Raw genomic sequence first — 15530 nt, 5'->3', positions numbered from 1 at the left:
CTAGACATGATTGTAAATGCTATTCAAAAAATTGGATTTTATAGCAATGATTTCTCCTTGTGTCTCAAAATATTCAATAAAACTACTAAGGAACTTAAAATATGAAAAAATTATCGTGTACAGAGGTCAGGCATTATACTATTTGATGAAGTTGATTATTGAAAGAATATTTATTGGGGCAGTCTCTGCTTTGAGTATTCTTTTACCTAAATTTATAGTATTGAAATTCTTAATCTTAAAAAAATCCATTTCTTTACTACTAAAACCGCCTTCAGGACCTATGAAAATATTAAATTTATCATTGTCTTTGATAATGCACTCAAAGTTTTTGGGGGTATCTGAATATGGGCAAAGAGTTAAATTAATATAATTATCTGGTAGTTGTATAGTCTTAAGTTCAGTAGGGTGGTGTATTTTGGGTACAAAGACTCTACCGCATTGTTCTGTTGCAGCTATAGCTATTTTGTTCCAACGATCTAACTTTTTATCAAAACCTTTCTTATCAAATTTGTGGTTAGTAAACTCTGTGATAATCGGATAGATATTATCTATACCGAGCTCAGTAGCTTTTTGTACAATAAGATCAAAGTTTTCATTTTTGATAATAGCTTGATAGATATTGGTAATGTAGTCATTTTCATTATGGATTTCTTTTTTTTCTAATACTTGTAATGCTATATTTTTATTAGTTATATCAATGATTTTTGTTTTGTATTGCAAGCCATCACTATTATTAAATAACTCTACAGAATCTGATTTTTTGAGTCTTAGTACATTTTTAAAATAGTTGTAATATTCACCAGTGATTGAGATATGCATTGTTTTTGTTGAAATTTCTGCAAAAAAGCCTCGAATAGTTCTCATAAAGTTAAAATTTGATAGAATACTGTTCTTATTATAAATTCTAAATCATTTAAAGAGTAGGGTATATTTATGGGTATTTTTAATAAAAGTTTTGTTACTAATATTGTTGCTGTGATATTGGCAGTAGCAGGGTGGTACTTTGCTGAGCAGCATATTAAGAATATAGGCTTTTATGCTTTGTCAGGAGCCTTAACTAATTGGATAGCAATATACATGCTTTTTGAAAAAATACCGTTTCTATACGGCTCAGGAATAATTCCCAATAAGTTTGAAAGCTTTAAAAAAGCCATAAAAAAGATGATTATGGAGCAATTTTTCTCTCAAGATAATTTGAGTAAATTTCTTAGTAATAATGATATAAAAAAGTATATTGCAGATAATATAGCCGCAAAAATTGATTATAACAAGATTTTTGATAGTTTCGTTGATATGCTAATGAGTAGTAAATATGGTTCAATGATTGATATGTTCTTGGGTGGTAAAGATGCCCTAGAAGGCTTGCGTGAGCCATTTATAAATAAGCTAGATGCTAAGATTATTAACCTTTTAGATGAGATAGATATTGATACTAATAAAATTTCTCAAAAAGCATCTGAGAAAATAGAAAAACTTATTGATAATAGACTAGATGAGTTAACGCCGTTAATGGTAAAAGAAATAATTCAACGAATAATTCGTGATCATTTAGGTTGGTTAGTTGTTTGGGGCGGAATTTTTGGTGGTATAATAGGATTAGTAGCTAGCTTTATCGCTTAGTTGTCAATAAAGCTTGGATATTATTAGGCATAGTTTTTTGTCGTTTCTCAATTTGCTTGTTTTTATGTTTTTCTTTTTCAAGGTTTTCTAATAACCAAGGTTTTAATTGAGAGAATATATGAACTAAAGCCTTATTTGTCATTTCAGCATAACTATTAGGGGTTATGTTATCAGTATCAATTTTATGATGATACTTTATAGTTTTTATATCTGTATAGCCCGTTTTTTCATTTTTTAAATAGAAAGTAATATAGAAGAAGAATTGTTTATTGTCTAAATCTAGTATAGGACCATAAGTGGTGGTTCCGGATAGTGTAAACTCTTGTCTGATATTTATATCTTGGAAAGCAAGATTCTTGACAATATTATTATCTAAAATATATTCAAATGTAGCAACTGTAAGCATTTTTGATACAGGTAAAGCCCACTCACTATTTTTAAAGGTGTATAAACGATTACCCTTGATATAGAACATCTGTGTTGATTTAGATGCTTGGGTTTGGATGTTATAAATAAGTAAAGTTGTATTTATATAAGCATCACCGGTATCAGGAAGCTTTTTTGACTCCATCTCCTGATTATAAATTACATATTGTTTTTGTGCAGGTAACTCTAAAGGGTCACCAAATATGGAAAAAGCAAATAATTGAAAGGGTAAAAGTATAGTAAATAATATTATATATTTTTTCATTATTCTAATCCTCATCCTTATGGGTTACACCTCTAACAATTGTCGAAGGATCATATTCCAAAACACTAACTACATTATTAAGCCTAGTTAGAGTTTCTTGTCCTTCGATCATTGTTTCATTAAAGTTCATAAGAGTTCTATTGAAATATATTGATGAATTACTTAGGTTGTATAGAAGAATGTTCAAACTATCTGTAAATTCGTTGAATCTTTGAATATTTTCCTTAGACATCATCTTATTAAACTTACTAGAGATCTCTTCTAGAGATCCAGCAATGCCATTGACTTTACCTAAAATAGTTTCAAGCTGTGATGGCTTTGATTTTATTTCTGGTATTTGACCTTTTTTTAAGTCAATTAAATCCAAGCTAGTGTTTTTCTCTGAAATGTCTAGTGAAAGCTCAACCTTAGATTGGCCTGTGATACCTACACTTTGTAGAGTTGCTACAGTCTGTTTGTATATAGGAATTTGACTATTTATTTTCATGTAAACACTAACAAGTTTAGGGTTTTCTTTATTTATTGAAATATCAGATACTTTACCAATATTAAATCCCTTGTATGAGACATCAGAACCTATGTTCAGTCCAGAAATACTTTTGAAGTTTGTGACAAATGTGGTGGTATCCTGGTTTTTAAAACCTCCCGATAGAAAAAAACCTATAAACACCATTACGAATACCATAAAAATCACAAATAGTCCTGCAATTAGGTTTTTTATACTATTTTCATTCATTATAAGCTCCTAATACTTACCATCATTATGTGAGTCAAAAAACTTCCTGATACTTTCATATTGAGTTTGTTGTGATACAAACTCAACAGTATCATGAAGCATAATCTTTTTTTCATCCATGTATATAATATCATCAACAATATGCCAAATAGTGTTTAAATCGTGAGTAATCATAACTACAGACATTTTAAGCTCTTCTTTTAGATATAAAATAAGATCATCCATAGCCCTAGCAGAATATGGATCTAGACCCGCATTCGGCTCATCCAAAAATACAACCTTGGGATCTAGTACTATAGTTCTAGCTAGAGCGACTCTTTTGAGCATACCACCACTTATTTCTGACGGATATTTATGGAATGCTTCTTCTTTTAATCCTACCATCTTTAATTTGATAATAGCTATATCAGTTAAAATATCTAATGGGAGGTTTGTATGTTGTTTAAGTGGAAATATTACATTTTGTAAGTTTGTTAAAGATGAAAAGAGGGCACAATGTTGAAACATCATACTCATTGTGCTGGATATTGCTTTACGCTTAATCGGGTTGTCTGCTAGTTTTGAGATCTCTTGGCCTAACAAAAAAATCTTGCCAGAGTATATTGGTTGCAACATTAAAATTTCTCGCATTAAGGTCGTCTTACCACAACCGCTAGCACCAATAATACAGCTAATTTTTTCGAAGTGGATATCTAAGTTTAGATCTTTATGAATCCATTCCTTACCAAATTTTGTACTCAAATCTCTTACTTGAATTAGGCTTTCATTCATCTTTTTCTCCTAAGATCCATTTAGACCTACTGCGAAGATAGCATCAACCAGTATTATCAAAAATATTGAGTAAACAACACTTGTAGTAGTTGCTTTACCAACACTTTGGGAGTCCCTTTTAACAGATAATCCTTGATGACAACCTATTCCAGCAATTACTAATGCAAAAAAAGGTGTCTTTAGAAGACCTATATAGAAGTGATTTACATTTACATTGGAAAATAGTCTTTCTATAAACTGTAGTGGTGTGATTCCTGCGATTAGGTCGGCAATAATAATACCGCCAGCGATATTAGCAATCATAGCTATAACCGTGAGTACAGGTAAACTGATAACTAGTGCTGTTATTCTTGGTAAAACAAGACGTTGCATAGGGTCTTCACCTATTGTCTGTAGAGCATCGATTTCTTCATTAACTTTCATTATGCCTATTTCTGAGGTAAATGCTGAGCCACTTCTACCAGCAATTATTATAGCTGTGAATAGTGGGGCAAATTCTCTAAATGAGGAGATTCCAAGCATATCAACTACAAATATTTGAGTTCCATACTGCATTAGTAAATTAAGAGGAAGATAGGTTAATACCAAGCCTATAATTAGTGATAATAGTATTACTATACTTAATGCTCTGATTGTAGAGTCGTAGCAAATATTTAGAACAATTGAAAAAAAAGCTTTATAAGGTCTACGAATTAACGTTATGTAACCTAAAAAGATAGCTCCGAGGAAGCTTATGCTTGTTTTAACTTCTGATAATAAGTTATTTGTGTTTTTACCAAGAGTATAGATACTATTGAAAACAACGTTTGATTTATTCGATAATTGTTCCTCAGCAGTAGTTGGGAAGTTTTTAAATACAATATCTACAAGGTTTTTATCTTTCTCATTAGCGAAAATAATATTCTCTTTTGATAAGCTTAGATCCTTTGCTGTTTTGATAATTATATAAGCACCAGCAGTGTCTAATGATGTAACTTTAGTTAAATCAACTTGTTTTATATCGTCTTTATTACGACTTATTTTTTTATCAATGAGCTTAGAGTCAATTTGTTTTAGAGTTAATATACCTTCAAAATAAATAGTATTTTGCTTGATTATTATTTCCATTTATTTTCTGTATAGTATTATCTTTATTAATCAAATATACTAAAAATTATCACTAATACCAACTAGAAGCAGGCTATTTGCAGTATTTAATAGAGTCATATTGAGTCAAATCGTTATGCTCAATAACTGAAATAAGTCTGTTTTTATATTCATCACCACCGAGAGCAGAGTAGTTTTCTAGAGTATTCAATAAGTCTTGTTCGGGAAGTTCATTATTATTGATTTTATCTCTAATTATTCTAAAGTCTTTAAATTTAGAGCCGGTATTAAGTCTATAATAATACCCAAGAACGCTTTCTGCGGCACTATTGAATGTTTCAAGATAAACATTCGCTGATTTAGCTTTGGCACCACAGCCCTCATAAAAACAGTGTAATCCAAAGTAATTATTATAATCTCTGGAGAACCTAGACGTTCCCCAGCCACTTTCAAGAGCTGCTTGAGCTAGCACAAAACTCGTTGGAATTCTTTCTGCTTTAATATCAAGATAACTTAATTCATCAGTAGTATTATGCGCGGGATCAATTTTATAATATCTTAAATAGAGATCTAGTTTATTAAGCTGTCTGTTACTAAGAGTATTGCTTTCAACCAAATCTTTTTGTAGTTTATGTATTTGCTGTCTTTGTAAGCATATTTCATTATTAGCTTTTTCAATAGCAGAGAGCATATATGATATAAAAGCTTTTTTTCTTTCTTTGAAGTCTTTTATTTCAGAAAAATTAGGTTTTTTGACTATAAAAGGAGCTCTAGATTCTAAAAAATAGTTCATTTTTTCATGCTTGGAGCTATTTATAGATGATAGTATTGCAGCTGATATGATTATGAGTAGTAAATAAAGGCAATATTTTAGAATTAGTTTGTTATCTATATTACTCATAATCGTAATAATCTTCCTCATAGTCATCGTAGACTTCGATTGTTTGTTGTAGTTCTAGTTTCAAATTTAGCATATCTTCAGGAAGTTTGCTTTTAAATCGTACCATCTTTTGAGATATAGGGTGGATAAAAGAAAGTTTATATGCATGTAGAGCTTGTCTATGTATATTTTCTATTCCAATTTTTTCTAGCTTTGTTGATGATTTGTTATATGTTTGATCACCAACTAAAGGATGCTTGATACTTTTCATGTGAACTCTTATTTGATGAGTTCTTCCAGTCTCTAGTTGGCACTCAATTAGAGTGAAACCATCATATGCCTCTACAGGCTTATAGTGAGTAATAGCTTCTTTACCTCTATAATTGACAGCCATTTTTGTGCGATTATTTGGATCTCTTCCTATGGGTTGGTTAATTGTTCCTTCTTCATAGATTTCACCCTCTACTATTGCAAGATATTTTCTAGACACTTGTCTTTCTGATAGCTGCTGAACTAGGCTATGATAAGCAATACTACTTTTAGCGGCAACCATTAAGCCTGAAGTGTCTTTATCTAGACGGTGAACGATACCTGCTCTTGGTAATTTGTCTTGATTAGAATATTTATGGAGTAAAGCATTTGAGATGGTGCCAGTTATATTGCCAGCACCAGGATGTACAACCATATCGATAGGTTTATCAATTACCACAATGTCATCATCCTCAAATACGATACTTAAATCAATATCCTCAGCTATCCACTCATTTGTTGGTAAGAGCTCGACATTGATATCAATTTCTTCATCTCCTAATATGATATATTTAGGCTTTGTAGCTTTTCCATTAACCGTAATTAGGCCATCTTTAATCCATTTTTGTATTTGTGAACGGGAAAATTGATCAAACATCTCGTTTACTGCCGAATCGATTCTCTTGCCTGCATAATCTGGATGCATCATAAATTTTTGATGAAATTCGTTAGATAGTGTATTATTTGCCATGTTATATGCTTAATATAAGTATTTTTTATTAAATAAATTGATTTTTACGTAGAATTATATAAGAAAATTCTAAGGATAGTTAAATTAAATGAAAAGGTTTTTATATTTAATAACCATTATATCTATGGTAATGATGTTAGTATCTTGTGGACCCAAAAAAGATAGTGAGCTTCCGCAAGTTTATACAGGTTTTACGGCGAGTTTCATTTATGCAAAAGCTCATGAGCAAATGCAAAATGAAAAGTACTTTGATGCTATTCGATCATACAAGTCATTAGTCGCACAGTATCCGTTTACTCCACTAGCTGAGAAAGGTATGGTTGATTTGATTTATGTTTACTATATGGATGATGAATCAACTATGGCTTTAGCATTAGGACAACAGTTTATTAAGATGTATCCGTATAGTTCATATAAGGGCTATGTATACTATATGATTGGTGTTGTTGGGTTTGAAGATGGTAGGGGTATCTTACAAACTTATGCTCCTTATGATATGAACTATCATGATCCAACCGGCTATCAAGATGCTTATGTTAACTTTGAAAAAGCGATAAAGCTTGATCCTAAAGGTAGTTTTGTCCCTGATGCAAAGCGCAGAATGTTGTATATAAATAACATAATCGCGGAGCATTATTATGATATTGCTATTTTCTACTATAAAAGAGGTGCATATAACGCGGCTTTGGATAGAGCTTCTCAAATTATAAGAAACTATCCTCAGAGTACAGCTACTCAAGATGCTTTGGTATTAACAATTAAGGCTTATAATAAGCTTGGATTGTATGATCAGGCTAAAGCAAATATACGAGTGCTTAAGAAAAATTATCCTAAAAATAAATTTGTAAATAACCTACGTCCAGATGGTACAGAAAATCCCACTTGGTTTGATAGATGGTTTGGTTGGTTGTAAAAAAAATGTGGAAAATTTATTTTTGAAAACGCATGATAACTTTTCTTTAAAATATTAATCCTTTAGTATATTTATTATCACAGAGTAATTTCTTGGTAAAATGTACAAAAAAATTATTACAAGCTGTATTTTAACCTCAATATTTGGTTTTGCTCATAGTCAAACATCTTCAAATCTCTCAAATGAGACTTCAAAGTCTAGTTGTCGCTGCTTACCTTCAGAGGTATGCTGGCCTGATTCTAAACAATGGGATGATCTGGCAAAATCACTTAAAGGTAAACTCATAAAGCCAACTTCTTTTTTTTCCACATGTGAAAAAGATTCAGAAAATGATAGCTGTAAATCAATTTTACAAAATATGAAAAATCCTTTTTATATGCAGTCAGATTCTAGTAGAAATGAATCTCAAGGGTGGTATGGAGCATGGCATATTCAGCCAAGTAGCTATGCTGTTGAAGCAGAGGATACTCAAGATGTTGTGAATGCTATTAACTTTGCTAGAAAACATAATCTACGTATTGTTATCAAAGGGGCTGGACACGACTATTTAGGGCGTTCTAGTTCTCCAGATGCCTTGTTAATATGGACTCACAATATGCGTGATATTAAATATGATAAGCATTTTCACCCTCAGAGTTGTCCAAAGGATAAAGAGTATTCAGCTGTTACAGTTGGAGCTGGAACAAGATGGCTTGAGGCTTATGATGTTGTTACTAACAAACATCATGAATATGTCCAAGGAGGAGGTTGTACAACTGTTGGGGCAGCTGGTGGTTTTCCTCAAGGTGGTGGTTTTGGTAGCTGGTCTAAAAAATATGGTACAGGTGCAGGAGGAATAGTACAGGCTGAGGTTGTTACTGCAGATGGTAAGACAGTGATGGCTAATGAGTGTCAAAATCAAGATTTGTTTTGGGCAATTAAAGGTGGCGGTGGTGGAACCTATGGAGTTGTTACAAATTTAACACTAAGAACACATCAGCTTCCTAGTCACTTTGGTTTGATTAGTGGTGAAATAACAGCGAGCTCAGATGAAGCATATAAGGCTTTGATAAAAGAGTTTCTTTCATTTTATTATTCTAACTTGAATAATGAGAACTGGGGTGAACAGTTTGCTTTTCGTCCAAATAATAAAATGACAATAGCCATGGTTACACAAGATTTAAGTCAAAAAGAGGCTTTAGAAATTTGGCAGCCATTTAAAAAGTGGGTACAAAATCAACCTGGTCTTCATTATCAGGCTAAATATATAGATATTCCACCAACACAGATTTGGAACTATGATTATTGGCATAAAAATTATCCTGATATGGTTATTAAAAATACTGGTCAAGATGCACGTGATGGAGAGTTTTGGTGGGCTTCTAATACAGGAGAAGTTTCTGCATATTGGTATACTTATCAGTCTTGGTATTTACCTGAGAAGTTGTTTGATCCTAAAAATATTGATAAAACGGTAGAAACTTTTTACAAGGTTTCTCAGCTTGCACCTGTGTCTATTCAAATCAACAAAGGTTTAGCAGGAGCTTCTGAACAAGCTCTAAAGTTAACTGAGCAGACATCTATGCATCAAGGTGTTTATAATGCTGGAGCTTTGGCTATCATGAGTTATAGTACAGATAAACCTCAGCTTGGCAAACCAAAAATGACTCCACAAATACAACAAAAAGTAGAAAATATTTATAAGGCTATGGGAATGATAATAACATTAGCTCCTAATGCGGGAACCTATGCAAATGAGGCAGATTATTTCCAAAAAAACTGGCAACAAGTTTTTTGGGGTGATAATTATAATAAGCTTCTTAAAATCAAAAACAAATATGATCCGAATGGTTTATTTTACTGTCATCACTGTGTAGGTAGTGAATATTGGCAAGAAGGTGGTATGTGTCGTAAATAAACAATTGCTCTAATATAAAAAGGTTTAAGAATGACTTTTATTTCTTAGCATAATTATTTCTATAGTTATGTAAACCTAGTTTTAGCTGTTAGTATTAATAATTTGTCTTATTAGCAACTATTTGTTTCAGTTGGAGGTGCTGATACTAGCAGGATTTAAAATATATCTATTATGTTAGAAATTGTGTAAACAGCTTATCCTTTATTTGATTTGTCTAGATAGTGTCCCTCAATCCCTCAATTACTGAGGTTTGCGATACTTAATGACTACTAAAGTAAAGCTTAGATCGTTTCTTAAAAAAGATGTTGAGTGATTTAAATTAAAAGATATTAAATTAAAAATTATTATACGAAAAGAGATTTTTTACTTATAAACTGGATATTTGTCACAAAGTTCTAAAACTTTTGCAGCTGTTTCAGTTTCAACGTTCTTATCTCCGCAGTTGTATACTACATCTGCTAGCCAATTTGCGATTTGTTCACACTCAGTTTCTTTGAATCCTCTAGTTGTAATAGCGGGGCTTCCTATTCTTAAACCACTTGTCACAAATGGAGAGCGAGGGTCATTCGGTATAGAGTTTTTATTCACTGTGATATTCGCTCTGCCTAAAGCAGCCTCAGCTTCTTTGCCTGAGAATCCTGTATTTGTTATATCTAGTAATAATAGGTGATTATTCGTACCGCCTGAAATAATATTAATATTACGTTCTTTTAGAACTTTTTCGATAGCCTTTGCATTTCTCAATACCTGCTTTTGGTAGTCAATAAAGCTAGGTTCTAATGCTTCTTTAAATGCAACTGCTTTAGCTGCGATTACGTGCATCAAAGGTCCACCCTGAATACCTGGAAAAATAGCAGATTGGAATTTTTTAGCTAGGTCAGGATTATTGTTACAAAGTATTAATCCACCTCTCGGTCCTCTTAGAGTTTTATGAGTAGTTGTGGTTGCAACATCGACATAAGGGAAAGGGTTCGGATATAATCCTGCTGCTACAAGACCTGCAACGTGAGCAATATCAGCCATAAGTACAGCATTTACTGAGTCTGCAATTTCTCTAAATTTTTCCCAATTAATGATTCCTGAAAAAGCTGAAAATCCAGCGATTATCATTTTTGGTTGATGCTCTTCAGCAAGTTTAGCTACCTGTTTGTAGTCTATATCACCACTTTCATTTAGGCCATATTGGATAGAATTATAAATCTTACCTGAAAAATTCACTTTACTACCATGAGTCAAATGTCCACCAGCACCAAGATCCATACCAAGGACAGTATCGCCTGGTTTTAGTACAGCATTATATACCGCGGCATTTGCTTGTGAACCAGAATGAGGCTGAACATTTGCATAGTCAACGCCAAATAGCTTTTGAGCTCTTTCAATAGCTAGTTTCTCAGCTATATCAACGAATTCACAGCCGCCATAATATCTTTTACCATGATATCCTTCGGCATACTTATTTGTAAGTTGAGAACCCTGAGCCTCCATTACGGCAGGGCTAGCATAGTTTTCTGATGCAATAAGTTCAACATGCTCATGTTGTCTTTTAACTTCAAGCTCTATAGCATCAAATATTTCTTTATCAGTGTTTTTTAAGCTATTTTTTTCAAAGCTAAACATATTTGGTAGTCTCCTGATATCTTTTAGGTGGATAAAATAAATTAAACGTTTAAAATTATAGCTTATATTATATATATATATATTAGCAAATTAAAATAATAGCCATGAGCAAAGTAATTGACTTAGATGAAATAGAACGTTTAGAGCGAGAAGAAGAAAATTCTCATTATAAATCTGTAAAAAGTAAAACAACTATAAAAAAAGATGCTTTAGAAATAACTGACTTTGGTAAATCTCTCACTGAACTAAGTAAAGAACAGTTAAGTAAGTTACCAATAGATGAAAATCTAAAAAATAATATTCTTAATGCTAAAAATTTACAAAAAATAGCTTTAAAAAGACAAATACAGTTCATAGGTAAGCTACTAAGAAAAACAGACAATCTAGAAGAAATTTATCAAGCTTATGATGTTCTAGTGAATAAAGATAAAAGTACAAACCTTATGCTTCAACGTTTAGAGAATATTCGTAGTAATCTCTTGGATCCTAGCAAATCTAACGCTACTTTAGATAAGCTTATAGAAGAATATGCTAACATAGATGTACAGAAGTTACGTCAGTTAATTAGAAATCATCATAAAGAGATTGAGAAAAATAAGCCAAATAAGTCATTTAAGGAAATATTTAAACTACTAAAAACTTTAGTTTAATTAACAGAATCGTTTTATTATTAAAAGTAAGAGCTGTTATACTATAATTTGTAGTATCGCAGTAAAATTATATATTTTATGTTGGGAGAAAAGTTTTGAGATCTGAAATATACACCAAGATAGTATTTATGCTTATGTTGGTAATGTTTGTAAGTATTTTCTTTTTTGCTAGATTTTTTATCTCGGTGGGGTTTATATTAATTATTTTTTTCTCTCTTTTCAATAAAGAGGTTTTTAAAGTCCTCAAAAACAATAAGTCACTTCAGTTTTTACTGTTATCTGCGATAATGATAAATATTGGTATGATTTATGCATCTTTTGCTAGTGGCAATTTAGATATTAAGTCAATATTGGGTTTTTCAAATCCTATATTTATATTTCTATACATATGTTCAGCTAGTTACTTTCTATCTAAAAATACTAAGTATGCTAATTATCTTTTGAATTTTTATCTGGCTATTGTAGTTATATTTTCTTTGTATGCGTTATTCAGATATGTACTACATGCAAATTTTGTAGTTAGTCAGATATACTTTGGGATACATGGAGGTAGTGTTATCCAGTCAATAGTGGCGTTGACATTTCCTTTTTCTGCTGTGGTAATTATTGGTAAAGCTATTAGAATGCCAAGTTTACTGTTAAAAATATTGATGTTTGCTGCTGGATTATTAGTAATTTTTATTGATCTTTTTGTAAATCGTAGTAAGGCAGGCTATGTTATTGAATTTGTAGTATTTATTTATTACTCATTCATAGCCTTAAAATACTTTAGCTTTAAACATAATAAGTTAAGTATAAAACGTTTGGTCACTATTGTAACTACCTGCATCATTGTGATTAGTATTATCTTTGGAATTGTTTATAAGTTCTCTGGTATTTTCCATTATAGATTACAAACCTCTGTTGAAGAGTCGCAAGTATTCTTTAATCAAGACTATAACAATATAGATGCTAGGAAACAATATGAGACTTCAACAGGGCTTAGATTGTTATACTATAGCTCTTCATTTAAAGTTTTAAGACAATATCCTAAACTTTATATACTAGGGTGTCCTTATCTTACAAGTACTACTGATGTTATTCAATGTACTAAAATTTTGATAAATGAAAATAAACGATTAAGAGATGATCCTCGTGTAGTCAATGATGGTATTATGGCTCATGATGAATTTATCAATTATATTTTTAGGGCAGGTATAGTCGCTGGAGTTTCCCTTTTATTATGTTTTGTGGCATTTTTTGTTGAAGCAAGATGGTTGGACTATCGAAATCGAGTCTATTTTAGAGTTTTAATATTAGCAATGTTTATTGGTTGTTTATTTGATTATTTCTTTACTACACAGATAATGGTTATTTTATTTGCTAATTTAACGGCAATATTCTTAGCTCAAAGAAAGTGTGAAGACAATAAAGATTCTAATATTATAACTTCTTAATAGTTTAAATCTTATTGCTATATTTGCAAAAAACGTATTTTGAGTTAGTATATTTTCATAGTATTTGTTAAATTTTATAATGGAATAACTTAGCGTATAAACATTAAACCTATTTGGACTTTTATTTATGTCAACTTCGATTAAAAAAATTCCGGCTTTTATTCCCTCAAGAGCTAAATCATCAAATTCTATAGAATATCAGTATATTACCAAAAAGATTTTTAAAACTTGGAGAACAAGTGAAGTGAGTCAAGAGATGTATAATGCAGTTTATACATGGGTTGATAAAAACCCTGATTGGGAATTTCATTTCTTTGATGATGAAGCGTGTCGCGAGTTTCTTAAAGAGAACTTTGAGAAAGATGTGCTTGATGCATATGATAATATAATACCTGGGGCTTATAAATGTGATTTATGGCGATATTGTGTGTTGTATATTCATGGTGGAGTATATAGTGATATTAAGCAAGAGTTATTAGTTGGTCTTGATGATGTTTTATCCAATGATATTGAGTTTGCTTCAGTTAAAGATAAATATAAATCAGACTATGAGTTTGATGGCTATATTTATCAGGCGTTTATGTGCTCAAAGCCAAAGCATCCATTCCTAAAAAAAGCTATAGATATGATAGTAGAGAATTCAAAGAATGGTTTTTATGGTAATGATCCTTTAAGCATCACAGGTCCAGGTTTGTTGGGCAAAGCAATTAATCTAACAGTTAATCAACAAGAAAAGACTCCATTACACTCAGGTGCTAATAATATAAATAACTTTAGATTTGAGCTTTTTCCATATATAAAAGACGCGATATATACACATCAAAACGCGATGTTTATAAAGCCTGAGTATAATCGTTCATATAAAAAAGACCTTCATGTAAATCTAAAGAAAAATTTTGCTGGTAATTATTCGTTATGCTGGTTTACTGGTAAATGTTTTGCTTCTGGAAAAATTGATAGAATTAAGTCAAAATTCTTTAATAAGAGAAAAGGGCGCTATATTATCGATTCACTCTATCTTGAAGGTAAGCTTAATAAGGCTAGATTGACAGGTATCAAATATATCCTATTACAACCAACTCGTAGTTTATTTCTTATTAGAAAAGTAATTAAGAACGAAAAGCAATTCAAGAATTAATGTCTATTTTTAATTTCGCATTGTAAATTTTTCAGCGATTGGCAATATAGTTGATCTGAGTATTCTTTGAGGTTTTCGCGCATTTGCAAATAATCGTGCTGAGATAACTCTATTGCTTTAGTCATAGCTTCTGCATAATTATCATCTTGTTTGTAGAGTATGGCATTATCATTATTAAAACCATTTATTGGAGCAAAACTTTCTCTGATAATAATTGGCTTTAGAAAACCATAGACAAGTTGAAATGTACCACTAGTCTTACAAGTAATATATTTGATATGGTCAGGATTATCTTCGTATGCTGATAGGATAAAGTCAGCTTTTTCAATTTCAGTATACATTTCTTTGAAATCAAGACGTCCTTTAATATCAAAATACTTTTGCAGGTGTGTAGGTAAATCTTTGATATTTCCTTTACCAATAACGACAATTTTAAAGTTAGTAACACTCGTATTTACTAGTTCTTCTACAGCATTCATAAGCAGTTTAGTGCTTTTTCTTTTTTCTGAAATTGCACCAACAGTAACAAAAGTTGTTAGAGAGTTTTTGTTATTTAGCTTGAATTGTCCAAAATAGTGGGGGTTAACAGCTATAGTAGTCGCATTTTTGTAGTCCATTGTTCTAAGTGTGATAATATCCTTACGTGTTTCAGAGTTATTATCAAAGTAGCTATCAATTTCATGTTCAACAAAGAAAAGTTTATTTCTATCTATTTGTTTATTAAACGAGTTATATGCTTGATTTAGGTCTTTACCATCATATAGTTTACCAATTGTTGTGATTAGTACCCCTTGTACATTAGCCAAACTATTTTTTTTGAAAAACTTGCGAATTTGTCTTTTAGACATTTTATTGTACGAGATATTTTCATTATCAAATCTACAGAATAACCCTTCATTGTATCTTTTAGGATTGATTAGGATTGAAACATGGTAACCCAAATCAAGTAAATATTTCGCAAATCCAGGAACTATTTCAGCATGGCTATGTGTGCAAGGCTCCCATAGCAAGAATGTATTGTCTTTTATGATGGGTTTTTTGTAAGAAAAAATATTACAAATTTTTTTTAAAAAGGACATCTATTACTTCAAACAA

At 31.3% G+C, this 15530-nt stretch carries 15 protein-coding genes; 6 read left to right on the top strand and 9 right to left on the bottom strand.

Annotated elements, in window-relative coordinates; genetic code table 11:
- Positions 1–138: 138 nt before the first annotated feature.
- Complete coding sequence (locus F3D57_RS08070) at positions 139–864, bottom strand: 16S rRNA (uracil(1498)-N(3))-methyltransferase (RefSeq protein WP_150465867.1); 726 nt, start codon at positions 862–864, stop codon at positions 139–141.
- 69 nt (positions 865–933) lie between these two features.
- Between F3D57_RS08070 and F3D57_RS08065 the strand changes: the two genes are divergently transcribed.
- Positions 934–1620 (top strand): DUF445 family protein, encoded by a 687-nt coding sequence (locus F3D57_RS08065; RefSeq protein ID WP_150465866.1) that lies wholly within the window; start codon positions 934–936, stop codon positions 1618–1620.
- Here F3D57_RS08065 and F3D57_RS08060 read toward each other — a convergent pair.
- The 6 genes from F3D57_RS08060 to rluD form a co-directional block, all read right to left on the bottom strand.
- The gene (locus F3D57_RS08060) at positions 1610–2311 is read right to left on the bottom strand and encodes a hypothetical protein (protein WP_150465865.1); all 702 of its coding nucleotides are present in this window, start codon (positions 2309–2311) and stop codon (positions 1610–1612) included. The genes F3D57_RS08065 and F3D57_RS08060 overlap by 11 nt on opposite strands.
- 4 nt (positions 2312–2315) lie before the next feature.
- Entirely contained in the window at positions 2316–3047 is a 732-nt protein-coding gene (locus F3D57_RS08055; RefSeq protein WP_150465864.1) for an MlaD family protein, read from the bottom strand.
- 9 nt (positions 3048–3056) lie between these two features.
- Positions 3057–3818, bottom strand: coding sequence for an ABC transporter ATP-binding protein (locus tag F3D57_RS08050; protein ID WP_146421928.1), 762 nt, complete (start codon positions 3816–3818; stop codon positions 3057–3059).
- 9 nt (positions 3819–3827) lie between these two features.
- On the bottom strand, positions 3828–4925 hold the full coding sequence (locus F3D57_RS08045) for an MlaE family ABC transporter permease (RefSeq protein WP_013922822.1): 1098 nt from the start codon (positions 4923–4925) through the stop codon (positions 3828–3830).
- Positions 4926–4998: 73 nt separating this feature from the next.
- Positions 4999–5826, bottom strand: coding sequence for a glucosaminidase domain-containing protein (locus F3D57_RS08040; RefSeq protein WP_411961504.1), 828 nt, complete (start codon positions 5824–5826; stop codon positions 4999–5001).
- Positions 5798–6784, bottom strand: coding sequence for a 23S rRNA pseudouridine(1911/1915/1917) synthase RluD (rluD, locus tag F3D57_RS08035; RefSeq protein WP_150465862.1), 987 nt, complete (start codon positions 6782–6784; stop codon positions 5798–5800). Before rluD ends, F3D57_RS08040 begins: the two co-directional genes overlap by 29 nt.
- A gap of 88 nt (positions 6785–6872) precedes the next feature.
- Between rluD and F3D57_RS08030 the strand changes: the two genes are divergently transcribed.
- The gene (locus F3D57_RS08030; RefSeq protein ID WP_013922825.1) at positions 6873–7697 is read left to right on the top strand and encodes an outer membrane protein assembly factor BamD; all 825 of its coding nucleotides are present in this window, start codon (positions 6873–6875) and stop codon (positions 7695–7697) included.
- Between the two features lie 100 nt (positions 7698–7797).
- Positions 7798–9594, top strand: coding sequence for an FAD-dependent oxidoreductase (locus tag F3D57_RS08025; protein WP_150465861.1), 1797 nt, complete (start codon positions 7798–7800; stop codon positions 9592–9594).
- 363 nt (positions 9595–9957) lie between these two features.
- On the opposite strand, the gene glyA is transcribed toward F3D57_RS08025, so the two are convergent.
- A complete protein-coding gene (gene glyA, locus F3D57_RS08020) occupies positions 9958–11211 on the bottom strand; it encodes a serine hydroxymethyltransferase (protein WP_150465860.1) in 1254 nt (417 codons plus the stop codon).
- A 104-nt stretch (positions 11212–11315) separates the two neighbouring features.
- On the opposite strand from glyA, the gene yjgA reads away from it, so the two are divergent.
- The 3 genes from yjgA (at position 11316) to F3D57_RS08005 (ending at position 14435) form a co-directional block, all read left to right on the top strand.
- Positions 11316–11861, top strand: a complete 546-nt coding sequence (gene yjgA / locus F3D57_RS08015) for a ribosome biogenesis factor YjgA (RefSeq protein WP_150465859.1) — start codon at positions 11316–11318, stop codon at positions 11859–11861.
- A 95-nt stretch (positions 11862–11956) separates the two neighbouring features.
- On the top strand, positions 11957–13297 hold the full coding sequence (locus tag F3D57_RS08010; protein ID WP_191092376.1) for a hypothetical protein: 1341 nt from the start codon (positions 11957–11959) through the stop codon (positions 13295–13297).
- Between the two features lie 127 nt (positions 13298–13424).
- Positions 13425–14435, top strand: coding sequence for a glycosyltransferase family 32 protein (locus F3D57_RS08005; protein ID WP_150465858.1), 1011 nt, complete (start codon positions 13425–13427; stop codon positions 14433–14435).
- On the opposite strand, the gene F3D57_RS08000 is transcribed toward F3D57_RS08005, so the two are convergent.
- A complete protein-coding gene (locus tag F3D57_RS08000; RefSeq protein ID WP_150465857.1) occupies positions 14432–15514 on the bottom strand; it encodes a hypothetical protein in 1083 nt (360 codons plus the stop codon). The two genes, F3D57_RS08005 and F3D57_RS08000, sit on opposite strands and share 4 nt — an antisense overlap.
- Positions 15515–15530 lie beyond the last annotated feature (16 nt).

Source organism: Francisella sp. SYW-2 (assembly GCF_008711475.1).
Classification (GTDB): Bacteria; Pseudomonadota; Gammaproteobacteria; order Francisellales; family Francisellaceae; genus Francisella; species Francisella salimarina.
The sequence above is the reverse complement of the archived record's forward strand: the minus strand, read 5'-3'. Positions and strand labels throughout refer to the sequence as shown.

Bases quoted from the DNA above. Each gene is read 5' to 3' on its own strand.
- F3D57_RS08070 (WP_150465867.1), bottom strand. From the start codon at position 864: ATGAGAACTATTCGAGGCTTTTTTGCAGAAATTTCAACAAAAACAATG.
- F3D57_RS08065 (WP_150465866.1), top strand. From the start codon at position 934: ATGGGTATTTTTAATAAAAGTTTTGTTACTAATATTGTTGCTGTGATA.
- F3D57_RS08060 (WP_150465865.1), bottom strand. From the start codon at position 2,311: ATGAAAAAATATATAATATTATTTACTATACTTTTACCCTTTCAATTA.
- F3D57_RS08055 (WP_150465864.1), bottom strand. From the start codon at position 3,047: ATGAATGAAAATAGTATAAAAAACCTAATTGCAGGACTATTTGTGATT.
- F3D57_RS08050 (WP_146421928.1), bottom strand. From the start codon at position 3,818: ATGAATGAAAGCCTAATTCAAGTAAGAGATTTGAGTACAAAATTTGGT.
- F3D57_RS08045 (WP_013922822.1), bottom strand. From the start codon at position 4,925: ATGGAAATAATAATCAAGCAAAATACTATTTATTTTGAAGGTATATTA.
- F3D57_RS08040 (WP_411961504.1), bottom strand. From the start codon at position 5,826: ATGAGGAAGATTATTACGATTATGAGTAATATAGATAACAAACTAATT.
- rluD (WP_150465862.1), bottom strand. From the start codon at position 6,784: ATGGCAAATAATACACTATCTAACGAATTTCATCAAAAATTTATGATG.
- F3D57_RS08030 (WP_013922825.1), top strand. From the start codon at position 6,873: ATGAAAAGGTTTTTATATTTAATAACCATTATATCTATGGTAATGATG.
- F3D57_RS08025 (WP_150465861.1), top strand. From the start codon at position 7,798: ATGTACAAAAAAATTATTACAAGCTGTATTTTAACCTCAATATTTGGT.
- glyA (WP_150465860.1), bottom strand. From the start codon at position 11,211: ATGTTTAGCTTTGAAAAAAATAGCTTAAAAAACACTGATAAAGAAATA.
- yjgA (WP_150465859.1), top strand. From the start codon at position 11,316: ATGAGCAAAGTAATTGACTTAGATGAAATAGAACGTTTAGAGCGAGAA.
- F3D57_RS08005 (WP_150465858.1), top strand. From the start codon at position 13,425: ATGTCAACTTCGATTAAAAAAATTCCGGCTTTTATTCCCTCAAGAGCT.
- F3D57_RS08000 (WP_150465857.1), bottom strand. From the start codon at position 15,514: ATGTCCTTTTTAAAAAAAATTTGTAATATTTTTTCTTACAAAAAACCC.